Below are 24,129 nucleotides of genomic sequence, written 5' to 3'. Positions count from 1 at the left end.
AGTAAATCTGGCGGGTTTTTTTGTGTCCAATGCGTTTGAAGCTTGTCTATCCAGCAGTCCTAGGGTCGCGTTCTAATACCATACGGTCAGTCTGATTCAGCGCAAAAAAAAGGCGGGACCATGCCCGCCTAATTCGCAATTTCTGTATTCTATCTCCAAATAGCGTTACCAACGCGCCTTATTTGGAGACCAGATTGACTGCAGCAGTCTTGCCGCGTTGATCGACTTCCAGCTCAAACTCAAGCTTGTCACCTTCTTCAAGGCCGCTCATGCCAGCGCGTTCCACGGCTGATATATGCACAAATGCATCTGGCTCGCCATCATCGCGCTGGATGAAGCCAAAGCCTTTCATGCTATTGAAAAATTTAACCGTACCGGTCGCTTTTTCACCGGTTAGTTCTCTTTTCGGTGGGCTACCGCGATCTGGTCGGTCCGGTGCGCCCTGAACTTCGATCAAATCGCCATCAATCTGAATATCCGATGCCGAAACCTTGCCGCCGCGATCTACCAACGAGAACTTGAGGCCTTGACCTTCAGCCAGGCCTTTCAGTCCAGCGCGCTCGACTTGGCTGATGTGAACAAACACATCCTCGCCACCTGCGTCTTGCACAATGAAGCCAAATCCTTTCTGCGCATTAAAAAATTTCACCTTGCCGGTGCTTTCGCCAACAACTTGATCTGGCATTCCGCCACCTTGGCCGCCACCACGGCTACCGCCGCCGAAATCATTGTCAGGGCGCGTGTATCTTTCTACCGGTGGGCCGTTATCACCTTGATAACCGTCAAAATTCTCATCACCAAAGCTATCGCGCTTGTCCCGGCCTCTGCCACGCCGGTTTCTATCAAAACCCATTCTTCAATCGACTTTCGCTTCGTCCGTCATATATCATCCAATGTCGTCGCGGACGAGCGCACGATCATTATCTTGCGCGAATCTACATTTCACGCAGCGCAACTATATAGAAAAATATGGGATTATGCGAACAAAAATCCATACATGGTGAATTTAGCGCTAAGCCAATCCCGAAAGCATCGATTTTAAAATAATAGAGTTTTGGGATCAGGCATTGGTTCATGCTTTTGCGCCTTTAACAGGGCGATAATGGATCGCACCAAAACCCAAAGACCGACGGCCAAAAGAATCAGTATGCCTATGCCGAGGATTATCAGCAGAAAACCTATTATTCCAGCAATCAAGCTCACGATGAAGGTCATCACATGATATTGCAAATGACTTTCTTCCCAAGTGCCTGCCACTTCATCTTTCCAGATAAGCGCGAGGATAAACGCAACAATGCCGGTAATGCCGACGACAAATCCAGCTATGTAGAGCAACGATATAATAGTGGATTTGTTAAAATCAAAACCACCGGATGCGGGCTGTGGTGTTTGTTCGACCATATGATATCTCCCCAATCATAACTTGCTGTTTTGTTTGTGCTGCGGCAAACAGCATAGCCACGGACGCTTCCCTGTCAATTTTGATTTGTGCGACACATGCGAACATCCGAGACCAGATAAATTGAAAATAAGTGAGACATAATGGCCGTATATTTCCACGAAGAAGATTTGCCACTTGATGTGTTGGCAAATGGTCCGGTAGCAGTTGATACAGAAACAATGGGGCTGCAAACGCTGCGGGACCGTCTTTGCTTGTTGCAAATTTCTGATGGTGGAGGCGATGAACATCTGGTGCGTTTCGGACCCGATAGTGACTATGCAGCGCCGAATTTAAAAGCCGTTCTCGCTGATCCGACGAGAGTGAAACTTTATCATTTCGCGCGTTTCGATCTCGCGGCGATCGACCATTATATGGGCGTCATGGCAGAACCCGTATTCTGCACTAAAATCGCTTCTCGCTTGATCCGCACCTATACCGACCGGCATGGTCTCAAGGAACTGGTGCGCGAACTTTTGGGACAAGATATATCAAAGCAGCAACAATCGAGCGATTGGGGCGGGCCAGTATTGAGTGAAGCGCAGCAGGATTATGCCGCTTCGGACGTCCGCTTTTTGCACCGCCTGAAAGATGAACTGGAGCTTCGTCTTGCTCGGGAAGGACGGACGGAAATGGCGCAGGCCTGTTTCGACTTTTTGCCGCACCGCGCGCGCCTTGATGTTGCGGGCTGGCCAGAAGTTGATATTTTTGCTCATGCCTGAGTTTAATAACCAAATCGAGTTCAGCTACCATAAACGCGGGAAAGCGGTTTAATAGGCGCGAAATGACGGAATTGATCGAACATCGAAAAAGCAAGCGACAGATATTTGCCTCTCCTGGCAGCCGTCATGATCGCAATGTTAAGTTGCTCAGGATTATACTGCCGCTCGGTGTAGGGGCATTGGCGGCGGTGCTGGCATTGGCTCCGTTTACGATGAGCGGCGAACTGAGCTTTGTGCTGGATAAGAACAGTGTCGATGTCGCAAAAGAACGCATGCGCGTAACAGAAGCGCTATATCGAGGTGAAGATGGGCAAGGGCGACCATTTTCGATCAAAGCCGGGTCGGCGGTTCAAAAATCGTCTAGTGAGCCGGTGGTTCAGCTCAAAGACCTGTCGGCGCGGATTTTGCTCAACGAAGGTCCGGCACAAATCCAGGCAGGCCAGGGGCGATATGATATGGACCGCGAAAATGTCAAGGTTGACGGGCCTTTGCATCTCGAAGCGGCAGGTGGATATCGGTTGACTACCGATAATGTGACCGTGGATTTGAAAGCCCGTACCCTAAAAAGCGATGGTGCTGTAAAAGGGCGAACCAATATCGGCACCTTTCGCGCTGACAGGCTAATGGCGGATATGGAAGCCAGAACGGTAACGTTAGATGGCAACGCCCAGTTGCGTATCGAACAAAATGGATTAAGAAGACGATAAATGACAATGCGAACCGCCTCTTTCATAACTTTGGGAGCTGCTTTACCGGCTCTGGCCCTATTGGCTATCGCTGGACCAGCTCCGGCGCAGGTTTTTGGCGGGCATAATTCCAATGCGCCAGTGAACTTCAATGCTGGCCGTATCGAAGTACAAGACCGCGCTGACCGCGTGGTGCTCTCCGGTGCCGTCCGGGTCGAGCAGGCTGGACTAGTCCTAAATGCGTCGCGGATGACCGTCGCCTATAGCAATAGCGGCGGCATTGATGTGAACCGGATTGATGCTGCGGGTGGCGTTACAATTACCAAATCCGGGGATAAAGCACGAGGCGATGTCGCAATTTATGACCTCAACCGCAGACTGATCACCATGGTTGGCGGCGTTACATTGACTCAAAGCAATGGCAATCGCCTATCGGGCGGCCGGGTGATTATTGATCTCAATTCTGGTAGGTCAACGATTGATGGGCGGGCTGCTGGCGGTTCCGCTCCCAATACGAGCAATTCAGGCGGCCGGGTTACTGGCACATTTACAGTGCCGCAACGCAAAAACTGATCCTCGCCGAGAGGTCTAAAATTAGCGCTCAAGATCCAGAATTGCTGCTGACTGGCTGTTTTTTGACACCCTGGCGTTGAACATCTGGCCAGAAAGCTCCATTTTCGATCGATCATGCATAAAGCTTGCCAATTTCGATGGAATTGGGCCATGCTGTTAACCATTGGACAATCATATCCGGTGCAAACCCGGATGGTAACGAAAGACACAAATGGACAACCTATCCCCTCTTGATATGCCTGCAATGGCTGATCCCGGCGCTGCCATGGCCAGCGATGCGATGGAACATGGACTTGCTGTCGTATCAATAGCGAAAAGCTATGACAAAAGAGCAGTGCTTTCGGATGTATCCCTGTCCGTAGGGCGAGGTGAAGTTGTCGGACTGCTCGGGCCAAACGGGGCTGGTAAAACGACCTGCTTCTATTCTGTAATGGGTCTCGTGCGACCCGACGCCGGACGGATCATGCTGGATGGAGAAGATATTACGCCGCTTCCTATGTATCGCCGGGCGATATTGGGTTTGGGGTATCTCCCGCAAGAAACCTCAATTTTCCGTGGCATGACAGTGGAGCAAAATATCATTGCTGTGCTGGAGATGGTTGAAATTGACAAAGCTGTGCGGGCAGAGACACTTGACCGGTTGCTGGATGAGTTTGGCCTTACAAAGTTGCGGAGTTCTCCGGCCATGGCGCTTTCCGGTGGTGAACGGCGGCGCTGCGAGATAGCGCGGGCACTGGCGGCCAGCCCGTCGATCGTACTGCTGGATGAGCCGTTTGCCGGGATCGATCCGATCTCGATATCCGACATTCGCGACCTTGTCGTGCAATTGAAAAACCGTGGCATTGGTGTGTTGATCACGGACCATAATGTTCGCGAAACACTCGATATCGTCGACCGCGCCTGCATAATCTATGACGGCCAGGTATTATTTGCCGGAAGCCCTGAAGCGCTCGTCGCCGATGAGAATGTCCGTCGCCTCTACCTTGGCGAGGGGTTCGCGCTGTGATTATGGAATGTCTCAAATAATGGCAATAGGCCCACGCCTCGATCTACGGCAGAGCCAGTCTTTGGTGATGACGCCGCAATTGCAGCAGGCGATCAAGCTTCTGGCACTGTCCAATCTGGAGCTGGAAACTTATATTTCCGACGAGATCGAAAAAAACCCTCTTCTGGAAACCGGAGACCTGTCAGCCGAAAATAACAATGACGATGGCGGGCAAGCAAAGCCGGAACCAGGCGAGCAGGGCAGTGACGAGATACTATCTGCTGGCCCGGCAGAGTCCGAAGCGCCTTTGGACATGCAGGGCGACGCGGACCAATTTTCTAGCAACAGCCTGTCAGATAGCGATGGCGCACTCGATGGGCAGTTGGGACTAAATGGCGCGAGTTCGCCCGGCAGTGGTTCTATGGGCGGTGAAGCGCCAGACTTTGAAAATATGCTGGTTGCGGAGATCACACTTGCAGATCATCTGATGGAACAAGCGGGCGCGATATTGTCGGGTACGGATTTATTTATTGCCCAGCATATTATCGACCAGATTGATGAATGCGGATATCTGCAAGCTGATCTGCTGGAACTGGCACATCGGCTCGGCGTTCAGTTGCATGATGTTGAGCGGATATTGACCGAGGTGCAAAGTCTCGAGCCCGTCGGCGTTGGCGCGCGGGATCTTTCCGAATGTCTTGCGCTGCAGGCAAAAGAAGCGGACCGCTATGATCCGGCGATGGCGCGGCTTATTGACAATCTGGATGTGCTAGCAAAGGGAGCACTGCCGCAACTAAAGAGAATTTGCGGCGTCGACGATGAAGATCTGATGGATATGATATCAGAACTTCGCGCATATGATCCCAAGCCGGGATGCAAAATTGGCGGCGGCGATGTGCAGGCGGTGGTGCCTGATATTTTCATCGCCGAGCGGGCCGGCAAATGGATTATCGAAGTGAACAGCGCCACGCTTCCCAAAGTGCTGGTCAACCGCACCTATTTTACCGAGCTGAAAGACGGCGCGCAGGACAAGGCCTCGAAAGAATGGCTGAATGAATGTCTCGCCGATGCCAGCTGGTTGATCAAAGCACTGGATCAGCGTCAGCGGACAATCGTGAAAGTTGCTACCGAGATCGTGAAGCAGCAAGAAGCGTTTTTTCGCAAAGGGGTTGAGCATCTGCGACCGTTGACGCTCAAGAATGTTGCCGATGAAATCGAGATGCATGAGTCGACGGTGAGCCGGGTAACCTCCAATAAATATCTCTCCTGTTCGCGGGGGACATTCGAGCTTAAATATTTCTTTACGAGCGGTATTCAGTCTTCCACCGGCGGTGAGGCGGCATCAGCCGAGGCGGTTAAAAGCCACATCAAATCGCTGATCGACAATGAAGACCCCAAGAAAATCCTGTCCGATGACAAGCTGGTCGTTTTGCTCAAGGCCAAGGGCTTTGATATCGCTCGCCGAACGGTAGCCAAATATCGCGAAGCTCTCGGCCTCGGCAGTTCGGTGCAACGCCGACGGCAAAAAGCACTTGAAGGCAAGGCTGCCTAGAGCGCCTTGCGCAACACCAGAAATTCCAGTTCCCGTGTTTTTGGCATACCATATTTCGGATCATCCAGCGGAAACGGTCGTTTCTCTCCGGTCATTGCGTAACCGCGCCGTTCGTAATATGCGATTAGCTCAAGGCGTTGTTTGATCACGGTCATTTCAATCGCACCTACCTGCCATTGGCTCGCGACGAATTCTTCGCTGGCTGCCAGCAGCTCCTTGCCAAGGCCCTTCGCCTGAATATCCGGATGAACGGTCAACATGCCGAGATAGGCTGTATCGCTCGACTTCCGCTCGAGTTGAACACAACCGATGAGCCCATCACCATAATCTCTGGCGGTGAGCATCGCCTGCCCGGGGTCGTCCAATATTGTCTTTAGAGACGCTAGGTCGGTACGTTGGCCGCCCAGTAAATCGGCCTCATGCGTCCAGCCTTTCTTGGCGCTGTCACCGCGATAGGCGGATTCCACCAGTAGATGTAATGCCCGAATGTCGGACGCTTGCGCGACTGCTATTTTCATGCTCGCGGCACGCTTTCTGTTTTCAAATATCCACCGATAGAAAACTCAGGCTTCGGCAAGCAACTTCTCGCTGATATCCCACAAGCGTTCTGCGCTTTCATCGTCGCAGGCGTGCGGGGCTACATGGAGAAACGGTGGTGATTTTTCATCCATCAGCTGAGCAACATCACAATCTTCACAATAGAGTCCATGCTTGCCATCCAGCATCGGCGATGTCGCGGCCCATAGGCTTGTTGTGCAGCCCTGGGTCGTGGATTTGAAAATCTCCGCAACCATTGGCGGCACAGATCCGTCCTTGTTGAGCCAGCCCAATTCGACTTGCTCTTCAATCGGCAGATACCGTTGCAGCGGCGTAAATATACCGCCAGGATGGACAGAAAAAGCGCGACCACCAAAGCGGGCCATCCGTCGGCTCAAGCCATTGGCAAACAGCGCATTGGCGCTCTTGGCTTGCGCGTAGGCAACCCATTTTTGATATTCGCTATTTTCAAACTGGATATCATCCCATAAAATCCCGTTGCGTTTGTGGGCGATCGAAGACAGCGCGACCACACGCGGAGCATCCGCTTGCTCGAGCAGCGGCATTAGCGCTTTGGTCAGCGCAAAATGACCCATATGATTGACGCCAAACTGGCTTTCCCAGCCATTGCTATTTTCGGGACCGACCCGTTTCAGAGGGCAGGCCATAATCCCGGCATTGTTGATCAGCATATCCAGCTTTTCCAACTCTCCAGTCATCTGGTTTGCAAAGGATTTTACCGATGTGAGATTGGCCAAATCCATCGTCGCGGAGCTAACATCACCTTCTACGCCGGACAGATTCTCCGCCGCTTTCGCTTCATCCCGCACCGGAACGATCACTTTTGCGCCCTTGCTTGCCAACGCCCGGGTTGTTTCCAGGCCTATGCCGGAATAGCCTCCGGTGACGATGGCGGTCTTGCCGGTCAAATCAATCCCGGCGAGTATCTCATGCGGTTCGCTTTTTGCGGGGAAACCCGAACCGAGCGGTTTCTGATCTGCTGCTGCCATGAGTTTGTCCTTTTAAAAATCCGTTCGTCCTGAGCTTGTCGAAGGACAGTTTTCTGTCAATGTAAGCGGTTCGACAAGCTCACCACGAACGGCGGGAGGAAATATTGGATATTTCCCTTATTTCCCGACTATCTCTGACACCGGCATATAATCATAGCACAAATCGTCCGCGACTGCCTTATAGGTGACATGGCCGTTCCAGACGTTTAGCCCTGCGGCGAGATGATGGTCATCCCGAAGCGCTACTTCCCATCCCTTGTCAGCAATCGCCAGTGCATGGGGCAGAGTGACATTGTTGAGCGCATAAGTGGATGTGCGCGACACGGCGCCCGGCATATTGGCAACGCAATAGTGGACGATGTCATCGACCACATAGGTCGGGTTTTCATGGGTGGTGGCTTTGGAGGTTTCAAAACAGCCCCCTTGGTCAATCGCGACATCGCAGAGAACAGAGCCGGGCCGCATGGTCGAGAGCATTTCGCGGGTCACCAGCTTGGGCGCCTCTGCGCCCGGAATCAGCACCGCACCGATCACCAGATCGGCATCTGCGACGCATTCTGCGATATTGGCTTTATTGGAGAATCGTGTTTTCGCTCGCGATTCGAAATGGGTGCCGACCGATTCCAGCACATCGGGATTGCGGTCCAATATTGTTACGTCCGCGCCCAAGCCTGCCGCCATCTGCGCGGCGTTAAAACCAACAACGCCGCCGCCGATCACCGTGACCTTGCCCGGCGCGACACCGGGTACACCGCCCAGCAATATGCCGCGGCCGCCATGGGCTTTTTCCAGCGCCGTCGCGCCTGCTTGGATCGACATCCGCCCCGCGACCTGACTCATCGGTTTGAGCAGCGGCAATCCGCCAGTACCGGTCACAGTCTCATAGGCGATGCAGATCGCTTTGGATTTCACCAGATCGGCGGTTTGTTCGGGGTCTGGTGCAAGGTGGAGATAAGTGAAAAGGATCTGCCCTTCACGCAGCATCGCCCGTTCGGCGGCCTGTGGTTCCTTTACCTTGACGATCATTTCACATTCGGCGAACAGCTCGGCGGCAGTTTGCTTGATCGTCGCGCCGGCATCAACATATTCGCTATCTTCAGCGCCAATGCCAAGACCCGCGCCGGTTTCCACCCAGACATCATGGCCGTGCGCTGAAAGCTCGCGCACCGATTCCGGCGTCAGACCAACACGATATTCATGGTTTTTAATTTCTCTAACGGTTCCGACGCGCATGGGGCAATTCCTTCAATTGGCCAATTGGTTTCAAATGAACCTATATCGACTTTTTTGTCCTTGGGTTAGATAAACCGGATAGTAGCGTGAACAATTGTAGCTTTCCGTCATTACGAGCGCAGCGAAGCAATCCAGGGCCGCACGTACCGCTCTGGATTGCCGCGTCGCTTCGCTTCTCGCAATGACGGATTCATGGTGCCGCCGATCTTGTCGGATAACCCACTGTGCAAATATTACCATAGCCGCCATGCGCTGCGATATATTGCAACAGGGAAGGGCTGTAGCTCGCGAGATATTCATAGCGCGGCTGCTCGGCTAGAGGCAGTTCGCTGGCCAGCCGAATGGATGTGATCGGAATATGGCTGCTGTTGCTGGCATAAAAACCGCCAGCGGCGTCACCGGGCGGCAAATTCACCAGATGCTCAAGCCCGTCGATCACCCGTCCGACCATGCCAAACGTCGTATCAAGGCTGCGCGCTGCTTCGCCGGTCACCACGGAAATTTCCGCGCCGCTGCCCGCATCTGGTGGATCATAATGGGCCGGCGACAGCGAACCGCGGCAGGTGATCGGAAAATATTTCATTTCGCCGTCGATCGTCTTGCTGCCAATCGGCCAGCCCGCGCCAAAGCCGACTTTTGATGCGCCGGTATTTTCATAAATGATTTTCATCAGCGGCTTGATGTCGGTCTTCTGATATGCGTTTGCATAAGCGACGGCGGCATCCAGCGCCTGCATATCCGTATCGCTCCTTGCGCCCAGTGCGGCGTTAAAATATTCGCTTTCCGGCACCGTCTCAAGGTTCTTGGGCAGCGCTTTGCCGTCAGGATTGCCGCCGAACTGGGTGACAAAGTCCTTGGCGACGCGGTAGATTTTTGTTCCGTCCCACCAGCGGTTCTGCGCGAGCTTGCGAACATTGCGCACATGGCCGCCCGAGAGATTGGCGGGGAGCAGCTGGATGATCGCTTGGCGCGGTTTTCCGTCTGCCGCATCGGGCAGGGTGAAAATCATCAGGTCGTTGACTGGAATCGGCAACCAGTGTTCGGCAGGCGCGGCGGCGAGCACGTCTTCGGGGGTTGGGTCTTGTGCTTGCGTGCTATCATCCTGTGCCAATGCCGCTGTGCTGCAAAGCAGGAAACAGGACAGGGTCAGTGATGAAAAAAACCGGGAAGGCGAAGAAGGGGAAAGTGCGGGGGTGGCAGACATAGGCGGGTTTTAGCGTTTTGCAGTCCTGTAGGAAAGGCAATTTTTCCTTTGTTGGTAAACCACAATTTCAGACCCCGTTCTCCCGAGAAAGCGGGAGCACAGTCATTCTCCCTTCACCCGCCGCACCGGCACCGGAATATTGCAAATATCCGCGCCGCCAGCAGGCATAATAAAAAACGGATCGCGGCGATTGGCTCTGGCATCGGCATATTGGGCGAAGGTTTCGCCTTCGGTACTAAGATATTCAAAACGCGGCTGGTCGGCTGTCGGAAGATCGCTGACCAGGCGGATCGACTGGATCGGCACACGCTCGTCGGCGGTTTCATAAAAGCCCAAAGGCCCGGTTCCGCGCGGCAGGCTGGAGAGATGCTCGATACCTTCGATAATGCGCCCGACCACGGCAATATTGCGATCCAGATGCCGCGGCGCATGGCCGATCACGGTGTAGAGCTCCGCGCCGCTTCCGGTATCGGGGGACAAGTTGCGGCCAACGCCGACCATACCGTAGCAGTGGACGGGCCATATTTGGTTTGGTTTGTTTACACGGCCTACACGATACTCGACCTGACGACTATATGTCATAGCGATCGGCATACTACCAATAAAGCCAACCGCATCAAAAATATCACCGAAATTTGGTGGCGGTGCTTTGTTTGCCTCTGATACTAAGGAGGGCCTAGGGATTTCTGTGAATTCTGCCTTTTGCCGCCCATCATATCGCCATACAAAATCAAACAATCCAGCATTGTAAGTCGAAGTATACTCACTTTCCGGCACAGTCTCCAAACCCTCCGGCAGCGCCTTTTCCTCACTCGCATCGCCCCATTGCACGACATAGTTGTCCTGCACCCGGTTGATGCTGGTGCCGTCCCACCAGTTCGCGGCCGCCAGCTTGCGGATATTGCGGATCCAGCCTTGCGAGAAGGGTTCCGGCATCAGCTGGATGACCACGCGGCGGTCTTTGCCCGCCGCATCGGGCACTAGCTGCATCACCAGCAAATCGCTCGCCGCAATCGCCCGCCATTGCTCCGGCGCGGCTTTGTCGACAATTTCATTGGGGCTGGGGAATTCCGGTTTCTCGGCTTCCTGAGCGATGGCGGGTATCGTGCTCAACAGGGTGGCCAGTGAAGCGACAATGGTCAATTTTTGCATTTAATCTTCCCCAAATTCCGTTCGTCCTGAGCCTGTCGAGCCGAAGGCCAAGCGAAGCTTAACGACCTTTGCGTATATAAAGTGATGCTTCGCGAAGCTCGGCACGAACGCTGTTGTATGTTTGATGACATCCTAACGCGACACAATCACTTGCGAAAGCCCGTTTCCCGCACTAGGGAAGCGGCGTTGTTTGATGTTCGACCAAAAAACTGATTCAGACAGCATTGCGGAGTCGTGGCAGAGTGGTCGATCGCGCACGCTTGGAAAGCGTGTATAGGGCAACCTATCGAGGGTTCGAATCCCTCCGACTCCGCCATTTATTTCAGCAGCGAGATTGTCAGTCTCCTATCGCCTCCATGCATTGTAGCAAAAACACGACGGAAAATTTCCCGCGGCTTATCTTGTTGCGCAGATTGGGTTCGTTTTCCTTCACGCCTATTGCTGTCAGCCGCGTGGCAAGTTGGGCATAGGTCATATCTTTTTTCGCAAGCTCTGCCTTCAACAGTCTTTTGGCCTGATTTTGCCATTCTGCGGCAGTTTTCATTTTGGCTTACTCCTGTAGATGTCATTCTATATGATACTATAGTAACCCATATGATGATACTCCAGTGCATTTTCTGAAAATGGCAAATTTGCCACTGCCTGTTCATCGACGGAAAATAAACAAGCTGTGTCAATGGCTTATTTGTATCGATACCCCTTACCGTCATTGACATTGCTCCAGTTGCCATTAACCATGAGGCCATATTCACTACCTGTTTGGATTCGAATATCGGTTCCACCTACGCCGTGAATATTTGGTTAACTGCAGTTCAGGGTCGCAGCTGATCAACAGGGGTATGATTTTGATCTTTCCAGTATCTCACGGACGAGGGCATCGTCTGCGTGGCCCGCATCAAGTTTTAGTCGCAGCGGTATTGTTTGCTCTGGCAATCGTCGCACCGGCGCCGTCACATGCACAAACACCGGGCAATATCGCCGCGCCAACCCGCGACGAATTGCGACCGCCATCCCGATCGACACCGACGCAGGAGCGCAGTGTCAAGATTGAAGGGGGGGTCGAACGCACCTCCTGCCCTCTTGCCGCGCCGCAATATAAAGATATCCGGGTCCAGATCGATCAGGTCGAATTTAACAATTTGCAAGCTGTGAGCCCATCGGAATTGCGGGAAACTTACGCGCAATATCTCGGCTCTTCCCAGCCGGTAGGGGTTATTTGCGAAATCCGCGATTCGGCCGCCACATTGCTGCGCAATCGCGGGTATCTGGCAGCAATCCAGGTTCCCACCCAGCGGATTGAAAATGGCACAATCAGGCTCGAAGTGCTCTATGCCAAAGTGACGGCGATCCGGGTGCGCGGCGATGCCGGGCGGTCCGAAAAGCTGATCCAGTCCTACCTCGAAAAACTGACCGATACACCGCTGTTTAACCGGTTTGAGGCGGAGCGCTATCTACTCCTGTCCCGCGATTTGCCGGGCTATGATATCCGCATGACGTTGACCCCGGCGGGCACCGGGCCGGGCGAACTGGTTGGCGAGGTCACAGTTTCCAGAACGCCGTACCGGATTGATCTCAACGTCCAGAATCTCGCTGCGCGCGATACTGGTCGCTGGGGTGGTCAAATCGGCGGGGAAGTCTACGGGATAACCGGCCTGGGCGACCGGACCTATGCGTCGTTTTACACAACCGCAGAGTTTCAGGAACAGCAAATCCTGCAATTCGGCCATGATTTCCGGATTGGCAGCGATGGGTTGAAGGTCGCGGGACAATTTACCTATGCCTGGACCGAACCGGATATTGGCGCTGCGGCAGGCGCCGCGCGGATCAAGGCGGAAACATTATTTGCCTCGGTTGAGGCAAGCTACCCGCTCATTCGTCGCCAATCGGCTTCGCTGCAGGTGGCGGCAGGTCTGGAGTTTATCGATCAGGATATCCGCTTCATCGGGCCTTTGACCAGAGACCGGTTGCGGGTCGGCTTTGTGCGGCTAGACGGCGAGGCGATCGATTTCCGTGGTGGACAATCGCCCAACTGGCGGCTCCGCGGTTCACTCGAATTCCGCCAAGGGCTGGACATATTTGGGGCAAGCAAGCGCTGCGACATCATCTGCCTGTTCACCCGCACACCGCCAAGCCGGTTTGATGGTGATCCTACTTCCAGCGTGGTGCGGTTTGAAGGCGAGGGCGAACTGGCGATTTCGGATGATCTCTCCTTCTATGTCCGCCCGATGGCGCAATATGCATTTGACCGGGTGTTTAGTTTTGAAGAGTTTTCCGGCGGTAATTATACCATCGGGCGCGGCTATGATCCCGGCGTGATTACCGGAGAAGACGGCGCTGCGATCCAGTTTGAACTGCGCGCCGCCCGCTACAAGCCGTTTAAAAAGAGCGATGTCACGGTCCAGCCCTTTGTCTTTGCCGACGCGGCGTGGGCATGGGACGATTCGCGCAATGCTGCGAATGATCCGCATCGCCTGCTCTCGGTTGGTGGCGGTGTGCGGTCAAACCTGTCGGATCGTTTCCGGCTGGATTTAACCGTCGCGGCCCCAACCCGCCGTGCTGGCTTGCAACCGCGCAAAGGCCCGGTCCGGTTCCTGCTGTCACTAACCGCCAAATTGCTGCCCTGGAGATAATGAAATGACCAGTTTTTCGACACGAAAATCGCGCATTGCTTCCAGTCTCGGCAAGCATGTGCTGGTATCGACATTGGCGCTGGCGGCGGCGAGCGCCGCCAATGCGCAGGTTGCTGGCGGCGGCAATAGCTATGACGCCGGCGATCCCACCATCGCTTCGGGTAGCGTGACTTTTGATCGTACCGGTACGCCCAATACCGAGACCTATACGATCAACAGCAACACGGCAGTGCTCGATTTTATCCCCAATGATATGGGCACTGGCGGTCCGATCAATTTCCAGTTTGCGGGCACCATCGCACAATATCTTGGTGGCTTGGGTATTACCGATTTCACGGTGCTCAACCGGATTTTTGCGGCTGATCCGAGCCGGGCTATCCAGCTGAACGGCACAATAATCAGCCGCTTGCAAGCAAGCCCTACGACACCCGGCGGGTCGGTTTGGTTTTATAGTCCTGGCGGTATCGTCGTTGGCTCCACGGCGGTGATTGATGTCGGAAACTTGCTGCTCGCGGCCGGTGATCCCACTGGCGGAAGCGGTGTTATCACTAACCCGAACCAGTTTACGATTAACAGCGTGCCTGATTCCGGTGCGGCAATTACCGTGCAAGCTGGCGCGCAGATTACCACGTCCAATCCCGGCAGCTATGTCGCCCTTGTTGCACCTGCCATAATTCAGTCCGGCACGGTCAGCACCAACGGCAGTGCCGCCTATGTGGCCGCAGAACAGACGACACTTACGTTCAATAGCGGCCTGTTCAATATCCAGACCACGGTGGGCTCAAACGCGAATTCCGACACGCCTTTGGTTCACGATGGCACCACGCGGTTTATCGATGATACCGGCGCGCGCCGCGCTTATCTGGTTTCGGTTGCCAAGAACGATGCCATCACCATGCTGATTGAAGGCTCAGGCCAGCTCGGGTTTGATATGGCGACGGGCGTGAACATTGATAACGGCGTCGTTGTCCTCTCCGGTGGCTATGACGTTAATGACACAACCTATACAAATCTGGCTGGCACGGCAGGCGCCCTGCGGCACGATATCCAGATCACCAGCCCCACCAATAATGCCGATATCCAGGGGCAGGTTAATCCGTTTGCAGCCAGTGAGATCCGGATAAATTCTCTGGGGCAGGCCCAGAGTTTTGCCGGGGATGTATCGATGAATGCGGGCGCTCTTGCCTCGCTAACCACCCAGCTGGGCGGGACGATTGACATTGTTGGCGACCTTGACCTTTCGACTTTGGTTTACGGGTTCAGAGACGCCAACTTTTTGGGTGGAAATGTCGTTATCGATGCCAGTCTTGGCAATATCTCGATAGGCGGCAATACGTCGCTCACCTCGTTCACCGACGCCGATTTCCTTGGCGGCATTGATCCGGCAGGCACAGTTCAGGGCGGCACGATCGCCGTTATCGCGGACAATGGCAACGCAATTAATATGTTTGGTAATCTTGACGTGCTGGTGGAAGCCAATGGTGCAGATCAATTGCTGACCAGCCAGACAAGCGCCGGCAATGCTGTGGGCGGCAATATCATATTTGCCAGCTCCGCCGGTTCCACATTGTCGGTTGGCGGCAATGCCAACATAAACAGCACGGCAACCGGCGGCATTGTCCAACTGGGCAGCGCTACTGCGGGCAATGCCACTGGCGGGGCAATAAATATCTTTGCTACCGACGGCGATATTAGTTTTGGCGGTAATCTCTCGGTTTCGGCCACGGGCAGAGGCGGCCAGGTCAATGCCAGCGGCACGACTGCGGCTGGCACTGGCACCGGCGGGCAGATTAATATCACGGTGGGCACCGGTGATTTGACGGTGGGCGGTGGTTTGACCGCCGATGTGTCGGGTTTTGGCGGCAGCACGCAGTTTGCGACAAGCCGCAACGGCGGCGATGGCACGGGCGGTACCTTTACCATGAATCTGGTTGGCACAGGCAATATTGATGTCGGCAACGACATGATAGTGTCGGCCGATGGCTCGGGATCTGCCGCCGTTGGTGCGGGCAATAATGGCGGTTCAGGGATCGGCGGCTCGGCTCAGGTTCTGGCGCTCGGCGGCGCGATGAATTTCGGCGGGATTGTCTCGATGAGTGCCTTCGGGCGCGGAGAATCCGGATCGGACAACAGCGCGGTCATTGCTCAAGGCGGCACGCTCGCCTTGCAAGCAGATACCGGCGCTATATCAATTGGCGGCAATCTTGACATGTTTGCGCAGGGCCTCGGCCAGGTGGTTGGCGCGGGGCAAGATGGCGCAAATGCGGTGGGCGGCTCCAGTATTGCCTCGGCGACCAATGGCGGAACCCTGGATGTAACCGGAATAGCAGTTGTCTCTGCAACCGCTGTTGCGACCGGAAGCAATGGTGGAATAAATAGCCGGGGCGGAGATGCACAGGGCGGCAACGCACAATTTGTTGCGACCGGCAATGGTGTTATCACTATCGGCCAAGGCGCAACTGCCTCGGCCGGCGGTTTCGGTGGTGATGGAATGGTTGCTGGAACTAGCGGTGGCGATGGAACCGGTGGCACAGCTTCAATTTCGCAAGGAACAGGGGGACTCGTAAATATCACGGTTCCTGCAGGCCAATCAGCGGTTATTTCGACGGACGGCATCGGCGGCGCAAGCATGGGCGGCGGCGGACTTGGCGGTAACGGAACCGGCGGCGATTCCCGTTTTGTTTCCAATGACGGGACTATTGTTCTGAATGGCGCGCTGTTCATCAGTGCGCAGGGCGAGGGCGGTGCAAGCGACGGTATCTCTGGCGGCGATGGCATCGGCGGGCTTGCGAATATCGGTGCGGACACCGGGCTGACGCAGATTACCGGCAATGCAACGGTGCGATCCGCGGGCATTGGTGGCGCGGGAACAGGCACAACAACCGATGGCGGAGACGCGACCGGTGGCTCGGCCATTATTGGCACCATCGGAACCGGTGCCATTACAATCGGCGGTACGCTCAACGCCAGTGCCAACGCCGTTGGTGGCATCGGCACGGGTGCGAGCGGAGGTAACGCCATTGGCGGTACGGCACAAATTTTCAGCAGTGGTGGCGGCACCGCAAATATTGCGCAATCTGCGGTCCTGAACGCTCAGGGAACCGGAGGAGCTAGCAACGCACAGGGCGGCAATGGTACCGGTGGTTTCGCGAGCATATTGACGAGCGGAACGAGCAGTGTTTCCATTGGCGCGCAAGCTACGCTGGATGCCGTTGGTGAAGGCGGCTCCGGTGCTGACGGCGGCAACGGCCTTGGTGGAACGGCCCAGATCGCGGCCATTGGCGACAGTATCGTTACCGTCAATGGCGGTGTCCAGTTGCGGGCCCAAGGGCGAGGCGGAGCCGGATTGAATTCTGGCGGCGACGGGACCGGCGGTTTTGCTGACGTATCCGCGGCTGACCCTTCCGTAGGGGGCGGCACAATTAACATTGGCCCGGTTTTCTCCCAAGTCAGGGCGGACGGAATTGGCGGCGACGTCAGCGGCACCGGCGGGACCGGTGGCAATGGTACGGGTGGTTTTGCGAGGATTTACACGACCGATGGGTCCCTCACATTCAACGAGCAGATTTGGGTTGTAGCTGGTGGCAATGGCGGAAACGTGACCAGTGGCACCGGCAATGGCGGTGACGGAAACGGTGGAAACGCGCAGGCATTTGTGCAGGGGCCGGGAATTATCAATGCGCTGGCCCCTTCAACCGGTCCGGGTTCTATCAGCCTGAGGGTGGCTTCGAGTGGCTTTGGCGGTATAGGCAGTGGCATTGGTTTCTCGGGCGGCGATGGCACCGGGGGCCTTTCAACAACGCAGGCCAATGGCGGCGGAACGATAAACATTGCGGGGGGTTTCCTCTCGACAGCTTCCGGATTTACAAATTCCTCATTTACGGGATTGCCCGCCCCCGATTTTGGCGGCACCGGAACCGGCGGTACGGTAAATGTAATCGCCGGTGGCGGGACAATTAATGGCACGTCGGACGTTTCCCTTGTCGCAGATGGAATAGGCGGCGAAGGATTTGTAACTGGCGGGAATGGCATTGGGGGTCAGGTTCTTATAGCTGCAGCTGTGGGATTGATTGATTTCACATCAGGGACTGGAGATTTGCGCGCGAGCGCCTTTGGCACCGGCGGAAACGCCGCAACCGAAGTCGATGCAAGCGGCAATATCATTCGCGGCGGCGGTGATGGTGGTGATGGTGTCGGTGGAGCTATCAACCTGGTCTCGGGGCTTGCAGGTATTCCGGCGACCGGTGAATTGCGACTCGGCAATGTTATCTCGGGTGATCTTGTCGGCGGCCAGGGTGGTACAGGCGCAATCGGCGGTGCGGGAGCCGCAGGTGCTGCGGGACAGGATGGTGGTGATGGCGGCGATGCCACCACTGGAATTATGTTCATCGGTGCTAACGCGGCAAATGGCATTTTGCGCGCAGGTAACGTTACGATGGGTAGCGTTGCCACCGCCGGCGCGGGCGGTTTGGGCGGCCTTGCCGATGCGGGCGGTGTCTTTGGAAATGGCGGCGATGGTGGCGATGCCTTTGGCAGGTCCATGGGCTTGGGATCTTTCACCGATAATGGTGCCAGTACGACCGGTTTTGCAGAATTTGGCGATATTATTATGGATTTGGCCGCAATCGGCGGCAACGGTGGCAACGCGCAGGGTGGTACTGCAATTGGCGGCACCGGCGGCGCGGCTCGCGAAGGGACTTTGGTGCAGGGTTTGTCCATAGCTGGTCCGTTCATCATTTCGCGCGCGATGCGTGTTTCGTTTAACGACGCGACGTTGACCGGTCGTGCTGTCGGAGGCAATGGCGGTGTTGATGCTGCAGGTGGCAGAAGCGCAGGAGGTATAGCGGAAGGTTTCGCAACCTCACTGTCAGCGACGTTTGGGTTTGTGGACAATTTGGGTCGTGGCCTTGTCACGGGCAACGCCTATAGTGGTAGTGCTACGAGCCAGGGTGGTCTGGGTGTTGGCGATATTCGCGAAAACAGCTTTATGGGCTCGTCTGGTGTCTCCGCAGTTGGCGGCGATCTTCAACTTGCCAGTGCCATAATTGAAACGCGTGGACTAACGCAGCGTACTGACGTCGATCGCAATCTTTTTGCACCATTTGCCTTTGTCGCGGCGATTGACGGCATTATTGATATTGCCGGTGACGTAACCATCAACAGCGACAATGAATTTAATTTGATACCCATTGGCAGCGGCGAGATAAATATTGGTAATGACCTTATTGTCAACGCAGGGCTGGGCAATAATCAGGATGTTTCACCTTTCGGTCCTGCCGTCGATGAACTCAATATCGGCAATAATGTCATTTTGAATCTGGGTGGAAACTTTGTTTTTGCAGCGGACATAGACGTTGTCGGTCAGTTTAGTGTCAATGCGCAAGGCCTGATCAATACGGCCAATATCGCCGCAGGCGCAGGTATAAACCTGCAAAGCGGCAGCACCATCACGACCAGCAACCTGCTGTCCAATGGCAATATTTCGCTGACCGGCATGGCTAATCCGGGTCTCGGACTGACGGCTTCGATCTTGACGGGAGATATAACCAGTGTTTTGGGCCTGATAGACATCGTGACAAATATCGGTGACATTACAGTCGGCAATCTTACCGCCGCAAACGGAGCGACGGTCACTGCAAATACTATAGACGGCGGGGATATCGTTATCGGCGGGGTCCAAGCGTCTGATCTTAACATAACTGGTGTAAAAAATCTCAATGTCGGGGATATTAACGTCACCAATGCGGCGACCTTGTCGCTGGTGGGAAGCGGAGCGATCAATGCCGGGAATATATCAGCTGGAAATGATATAAGTTTAACCACCGGTATCGGTGATATTGACGCCGGTTCAATCCAGAGCGCAAATGGCGCGGTTCAAATGACGACAGGTGACGGAGCCATTCAAACAGCGGCCATCTCTGCGGGTACTAGCGTCAACGTCAATGGATCAAGTGGGATTTCAATTTCCGGCGTTGTAACGGCGAACCAATCGGCAAGCTTTGATACGAACGGCACCGCGACGTTCGGAGGTCTTGTTGACGCGGCAAATATCACTGTCACATCATCCAACATTGTCATTGGTACCAATGGCGGTCTTGGCAGCACAAACACGAATGACCTTGAAATTAACGCATTGGGCATTGGTCAACCGATCATCTTTGGTGGCGACGGTACGGGCGGCGGTTATAATCTGAGCGCGATTGAAGCGACGAAACTGCGCTCGCGGACGATTCGGTTCAACGCGCAGCAAATCGCTGGACCTGCTGCCGATATTACGATTCGGGACTTCACCCTGCAAGGTTCACTTGGCGGCGCGAATGCTAACTTGCTCGCCTCTGATCTGTTCATCAATTCGCCGGGTAACATCCGGTTGATCGGTAACGCGCGGATCGAAAATGCCGGGGTGAATGACATGGTTTCATTGCGGGCATCCGGCCGGGTCGAGATAGTTACCGATCAGGGTGGGCAACTGCGTATTCTAGGAGCTAACGGTGCGGCAGCTGGCAGGCTGGATATTTCGGCCCAGAATCTGTGGGTCGGCACCCAGTCATTGCTGAGCCAGCTAGCGGCTAACTCCGCGTTTGCAGGACGGGAAGATGCGATCGCAGCGCCCGACGGTACGAACCGGCCGGAAGGCAATATTGAAGCGGGCGCAATTGCCATTAACGGCAACCGTTCGATCATTATCCAGAACAGCAACACCGCGGCGCTACGCGGCGGGTTTACCGCTGGTGCGGGTGGCCTGACGCTGTCTAATTTCGGCAATCCGCTGAACAGCCCGGCGACGGACGTATTCGTCAATGGCCGGATACTGAGTGCCGGGTCTTTCCTCGAGAACGCAACCACCCGTAATTCGGTTGTGCTGCAATCCGGGCAGGGCGGCACCTTTGCCAGTATAGCGACCGCTAATGGTTGCCTGCTGAGCGGGGGAACTTGCACGCTGTTTGATCCGCCTGCACCTCCACCGACCAACCCCGGTCCCGATCCCGTTTCGCCGCAACCCGATGGGGATCAAGATGAACCGGATACCATCGCGTCGGATGTCCGCGAAATAATTCACGGAGACGATCAACAAGGCGAATCCGAGGATCAGGAAGAGGAAGAACGCGCCGCTGAACTGCAACCCGAAGCCACCGGCAAGAAAAGTCCGATCGCGCCCAATGTTCCGGTGGTCAACACCAAGCGGCTCTCTAGCTCGCCGATCATTGCTGATCCGATAACCGGCAGCGGTAATCCCAACTTTATCAGCCGTGATCTGGGGAACGAGCCATCGCCGCCGCCTGGCATCGAAAGCGAAGGAGGCCTATGATGGAAACGTTGATACAAACGATGGCCAAGATTTCCCGGCGGGCCGCTCCAGCTTTGGCGGCGGTTTTGCTTTTCGAGCCAGCCGTCGTCCATGCGCAAGCCGATCCGCTCTCCATGAAAAGCAGCTTTCGTATTGGTTCTGCAGGGGTGATTTGTTCGGCAGAATATAGCGCCACCGATAAACGGCTGCGTTCCATGTTTGATCGTGCGTATCAAATCGTGTGCCGCGACGCTGCCAGTGCGGTTGGTTCCATGCTGGTATTGCGCAATGAAGCGAACATGCCGCTGGCCGATTTTCTCCGGTCGCAAGCCGCTGATTTGCAATGCACAGAACCGCAAGATTCGCAGATTGAGACATTGGGCAATGTCACGGTGCTGGAATGTCTCGACACCACCCAGTCGGTTGACCGGAAATTTTATGCCGTTCAGCAACGCGGCAAGATTCTGATGGCAGAAGGTCTCAAGGGCTATGATTCCGCCCTCCAGCTCGGGCTGGCGTCTTTGTTTACAGACCGCACGGTAGAAGGCAGCGTTGATGTTGCGACCACCTCGCTAAGTGATCCGGCGGCTTTTGCACGGATCAGGGCCGGGCAACTGGGCGCAGGTGCAGCCCGCAAACAGGCCTATGAATTGAACAACAGCGGGAGCTTCTCCGAGTCCTCCGAATTTTTTGAAACATTGCTCGGCAATGACGAAATAAGCGACGGTCGCAACGCGGAGTTTCTTGCCAATCAGGGATTGCAGCAATCCAATCTCGGCAGTTTCCCGAATGCGGACGAATTATTTGACGAGGCTGAAAAGGCCGTCACGCCGGATGATGGCGTAACCCAGCGACTGATCCGCAATTTCAGAGCAATCCATTATATTAACCAGAATAGGCCGGAAGATGCGCTGGTAGCTTTGGCCAAACCGGTCGCCGTATTGGTGGATGATAGCGTTGATGGCGATATTGGTAGCGGCATCATCGCGGAGCAATTGGCCCGGCAGATTAACCGGGCCAATGATGACCTTAAGCTGCTCGGTGCGGTTGGCACAGGTTTAAGCGAAGCAGAAACCGCCGTAATTCTGGATGGTCAGGCGAGCCAGATCCAAGGCTCCGCGCTGCGCATGCAGGGCAATTATGACGAAGCAATTCCCGCCTTGTCATCGGCTATCACCATGCTGGACTCGGTGCGGGAAGGCCGGGTCAGTTCCATCGCATGGCTGATGATGGAGGCGCGTTACGAGCTTGGACTTATTGCCGAAATTCAAGGCGATCAGCCAAGAGCTGTGAGTGCGTTTCAGGAAGCGGTAGACTTTGCCGCTCAAACCTATCCCCAAAGTCCTGCGCAGCTAACAGCCAAAGCCCGGCTTGCTTCCTATCTTGGTCGTCAGAACAAGGCAGATGAGGCGCTGGCGCTGTTTGAAGAAATTGTGCAGGAAAGCGATGATATCCCAAGCGCGGCTGCTTCCATGAAAGACCTGCTGGCTCCCTATTTTCAGCTTCTCGGAGACCGCATTGCCAGCGACAACAGCGTTGGCCCGAAACTTTATCATGCTGCGCAACTACTCCAGCGTCCCGGAGTCGCCCAGACCCAAGCAGTGTTTGCGCGCGAATTGTCAGAAGGCGATGACGAAGCCGCGGCTCTATTTCGTCTGACCGTGTCCCGGACCCGCGCGATTGCCCGAACCGGCGCTGATATCGCGCGGCTTTCCTCGTTGCCGGAACTCACCCCTGCGGGGCAGCTAGCACTGGCCGAAGCACAGGAAAGCCTCCAGACGCTGCAGAAAGAACAGACGGCGTTGCAATCCCGGCTCGGAGATTTTTCCCAGTATCGCGTGTTGTCATCCAGCCGGCTCGAGCTGGACGAAATGCAAAAATTGTTGCGTCCCGGCGAGGGCTATTACAAGGTCAGCATGATCGAAGAGCAGGCTTATGCGCAATTAATCCTGCCCGATGGCCTGCGCTCGGTGCGCTTGTCCGCCAGCGTTTCGGAATTGTCTGACATGGTAGCGGTTTTGCGGGATTCCATTGTTGTTTTTGAAAATGGAGCCCCGACCACCTATCCTTTTGACGTCGCGAAAGCGCGAGAGTTATATCTGATATTATTTGGCGAGCTGGAAGACGAACTGCAGAAAATCGATCATCTGATTTATGAGCCGGATGGGGCGCTGCTCCAGCTTCCTCCGACGTTGCTGGTTACCAAGCAAAAGCCCGTCGATGACTATCTTGAACGGACGCTCGATATTGATGCAGACGCGTTTAACTTCACCGGCATTGATTGGCTGGGCCGCGATAAATCCGTGTCGATTGCAGTTTCGCAGCGTGCCTTTGCCGATATTCGCAATATCGCTCCGGCTCGCGCCAAAAAACAGTATCTCGGGGTCGGCCAAAATGCGGAACCGCAACCCTCGATGATGCCCGCGAACCAAACTTCGGGCTCGATAGAGGACAGATGCGCGTGGCCGCTCAACACTTGGCAGAACCCGATTTCTTCTGCTGAACTTTATCTGGCACAGACACGGCTTGGAAGTCGAGGTAGCGATGTCGTCACTGGCCAAGGGTTTAGTGATACGGCGCTGCTCCAGCGCGATGATCTCAACGATTATAAAATAGTCCATTTTGCCACCCATGGGCTAGTCACCGCTCCGCGCCCGCAATGTCCGGCCCGGCCGGCCTTGCTGACGTCATTTGGCGGCGGCGATTCCGACGGTCTGCTGAGCTTCAAGGAAATATTCGACCTGCGTCTCGATGCTGATCTGGTGATCTTGTCAGCGTGCGATACAGCTGGCCTGGCAACCGTGGCAGCGTCACGGGAGGCGGGGATTTCCAGCGGCGGCAACTATGCGCTGGACGGCTTGGTGCGAGCCTTTGTTGGTGCCGGAGCGCGTTCCGTACTGGCCAGCCATTGGCCGGTACCGGATGATTTTGATGCAACCAAAACTCTGATTTCCGGAATTTTTACCGTCGGCCAAGCGTTGCCTGTCGGCCAATCGCTGGCGCAAACCCAGCGCAAGATGATGGATGATCCACTAACCTCGCATCCCTATTATTGGGCTGCGTTCATATTGGTCGGTGATGGCGCGAAAGTCGTGATTCAATAAACTTAGGCCCGCCCA

Annotated in this window: 16 protein-coding genes and 1 tRNA gene; 9 read left to right on the top strand and 8 right to left on the bottom strand. The window is 55.1% G+C overall.

What is annotated here, in order from left to right; all coding sequences use genetic code 11:
* Nucleotides 1–178 precede the first annotated feature (178 nt).
* Entirely contained in the window at nucleotides 179–853 is a 675-nt protein-coding gene (locus HF685_RS16570; RefSeq protein ID WP_168819761.1) for a cold-shock protein, read from the bottom strand.
* A 185-nt stretch (nucleotides 854–1,038) separates the two neighbouring features.
* Complete coding sequence (locus HF685_RS10275; RefSeq protein WP_168819759.1) at nucleotides 1,039–1,401, bottom strand: DUF4870 family protein; 363 nt, start codon at nucleotides 1,399–1,401, stop codon at nucleotides 1,039–1,041.
* Between the two features lie 141 nt (nucleotides 1,402–1,542).
* Here HF685_RS10275 and HF685_RS10270 point away from each other — a divergent pair, with 141 nt between their 5' ends.
* The 5 genes from HF685_RS10270 (at nucleotide 1,543) to rpoN (ending at nucleotide 5,956) form a co-directional block, all read left to right on the top strand.
* Complete coding sequence (locus HF685_RS10270) at nucleotides 1,543–2,160, top strand: ribonuclease D (RefSeq protein ID WP_168819758.1); 618 nt, start codon at nucleotides 1,543–1,545, stop codon at nucleotides 2,158–2,160.
* A gap of 62 nt (nucleotides 2,161–2,222) precedes the next feature.
* Nucleotides 2,223–2,867 (top strand): LPS export ABC transporter periplasmic protein LptC, encoded by a 645-nt coding sequence (lptC, locus tag HF685_RS10265; RefSeq protein WP_168819757.1) that lies wholly within the window; start codon nucleotides 2,223–2,225, stop codon nucleotides 2,865–2,867.
* Nucleotides 2,868–2,873: 6 nt separating this feature from the next.
* A complete protein-coding gene (locus HF685_RS10260; RefSeq protein ID WP_168821474.1) occupies nucleotides 2,874–3,419 on the top strand; it encodes an LptA/OstA family protein in 546 nt (181 codons plus the stop codon).
* 235 nt (nucleotides 3,420–3,654) lie between these two features.
* Complete coding sequence (gene lptB / locus HF685_RS10255) at nucleotides 3,655–4,425, top strand: LPS export ABC transporter ATP-binding protein (protein ID WP_246218826.1); 771 nt, start codon at nucleotides 3,655–3,657, stop codon at nucleotides 4,423–4,425.
* A 19-nt stretch (nucleotides 4,426–4,444) separates the two neighbouring features.
* Entirely contained in the window at nucleotides 4,445–5,956 is a 1,512-nt protein-coding gene (rpoN, locus tag HF685_RS10250) for an RNA polymerase factor sigma-54 (protein ID WP_168819755.1), read from the top strand.
* Here the strand turns inward: rpoN and HF685_RS10245 are convergent.
* The 5 genes from HF685_RS10245 to HF685_RS10225 form a co-directional block, all read right to left on the bottom strand.
* Nucleotides 5,953–6,474 (bottom strand): GNAT family N-acetyltransferase, encoded by a 522-nt coding sequence (locus HF685_RS10245; protein WP_168819754.1) that lies wholly within the window; start codon nucleotides 6,472–6,474, stop codon nucleotides 5,953–5,955. The genes rpoN and HF685_RS10245 overlap by 4 nt on opposite strands.
* A gap of 45 nt (nucleotides 6,475–6,519) precedes the next feature.
* On the bottom strand, nucleotides 6,520–7,503 hold the full coding sequence (locus HF685_RS10240) for an oxidoreductase (RefSeq protein WP_168819753.1): 984 nt from the start codon (nucleotides 7,501–7,503) through the stop codon (nucleotides 6,520–6,522).
* Between the two features lie 117 nt (nucleotides 7,504–7,620).
* Nucleotides 7,621–8,736 (bottom strand): alanine dehydrogenase, encoded by a 1,116-nt coding sequence (gene ald, locus HF685_RS10235; RefSeq protein WP_168819752.1) that lies wholly within the window; start codon nucleotides 8,734–8,736, stop codon nucleotides 7,621–7,623.
* A gap of 190 nt (nucleotides 8,737–8,926) precedes the next feature.
* Entirely contained in the window at nucleotides 8,927–9,940 is a 1,014-nt protein-coding gene (locus HF685_RS10230; RefSeq protein WP_168819751.1) for a peptidylprolyl isomerase, read from the bottom strand.
* 102 nt (nucleotides 9,941–10,042) lie between these two features.
* The gene (locus tag HF685_RS10225; protein WP_168819749.1) at nucleotides 10,043–11,092 is read right to left on the bottom strand and encodes a peptidylprolyl isomerase; all 1,050 of its coding nucleotides are present in this window, start codon (nucleotides 11,090–11,092) and stop codon (nucleotides 10,043–10,045) included.
* Nucleotides 11,093–11,320: 228 nt separating this feature from the next.
* Here HF685_RS10225 and HF685_RS10220 point away from each other — a divergent pair.
* Nucleotides 11,321–11,408 (top strand) — tRNA-Ser (locus tag HF685_RS10220).
* Nucleotides 11,409–11,429: 21 nt separating this feature from the next.
* Here the strand turns inward: HF685_RS10220 and HF685_RS10215 are convergent.
* Nucleotides 11,430–11,636 carry a DUF6471 domain-containing protein gene (locus HF685_RS10215; RefSeq protein WP_168819748.1) on the bottom strand — a complete coding sequence of 69 codons (207 nt, stop codon included), beginning with the start codon at nucleotides 11,634–11,636 and terminating at the stop codon, nucleotides 11,430–11,432.
* A 301-nt stretch (nucleotides 11,637–11,937) separates the two neighbouring features.
* Between HF685_RS10215 and HF685_RS10210 the strand changes: the two genes are divergently transcribed.
* From HF685_RS10210 to HF685_RS10200, 3 genes are read left to right on the top strand one after another with little or no spacing between them, the layout of a single operon-like run.
* Nucleotides 11,938–13,722, top strand: coding sequence for a ShlB/FhaC/HecB family hemolysin secretion/activation protein (locus HF685_RS10210; protein ID WP_246218580.1), 1,785 nt, complete (start codon nucleotides 11,938–11,940; stop codon nucleotides 13,720–13,722).
* Nucleotides 13,723–13,726: 4 nt separating this feature from the next.
* Entirely contained in the window at nucleotides 13,727–21,031 is a 7,305-nt protein-coding gene (locus HF685_RS10205) for a DUF4097 domain-containing protein (RefSeq protein ID WP_168819746.1), read from the top strand.
* 20 nt (nucleotides 21,032–21,051) lie between these two features.
* Complete coding sequence (locus HF685_RS10200) at nucleotides 21,052–24,114, top strand: CHAT domain-containing protein (RefSeq protein ID WP_246218579.1); 3,063 nt, start codon at nucleotides 21,052–21,054, stop codon at nucleotides 24,112–24,114.
* Nucleotides 24,115–24,129 lie beyond the last annotated feature (15 nt).

Origin of the sequence: Parasphingorhabdus halotolerans, from assembly GCF_012516475.1 — a bacterium.
Classification (GTDB): domain Bacteria; phylum Pseudomonadota; class Alphaproteobacteria; order Sphingomonadales; family Sphingomonadaceae; genus Parasphingorhabdus; species Parasphingorhabdus halotolerans.
The sequence above is the reverse complement of the archived record's forward strand: the minus strand, read 5'-3'. Positions and strand labels throughout refer to the sequence as shown.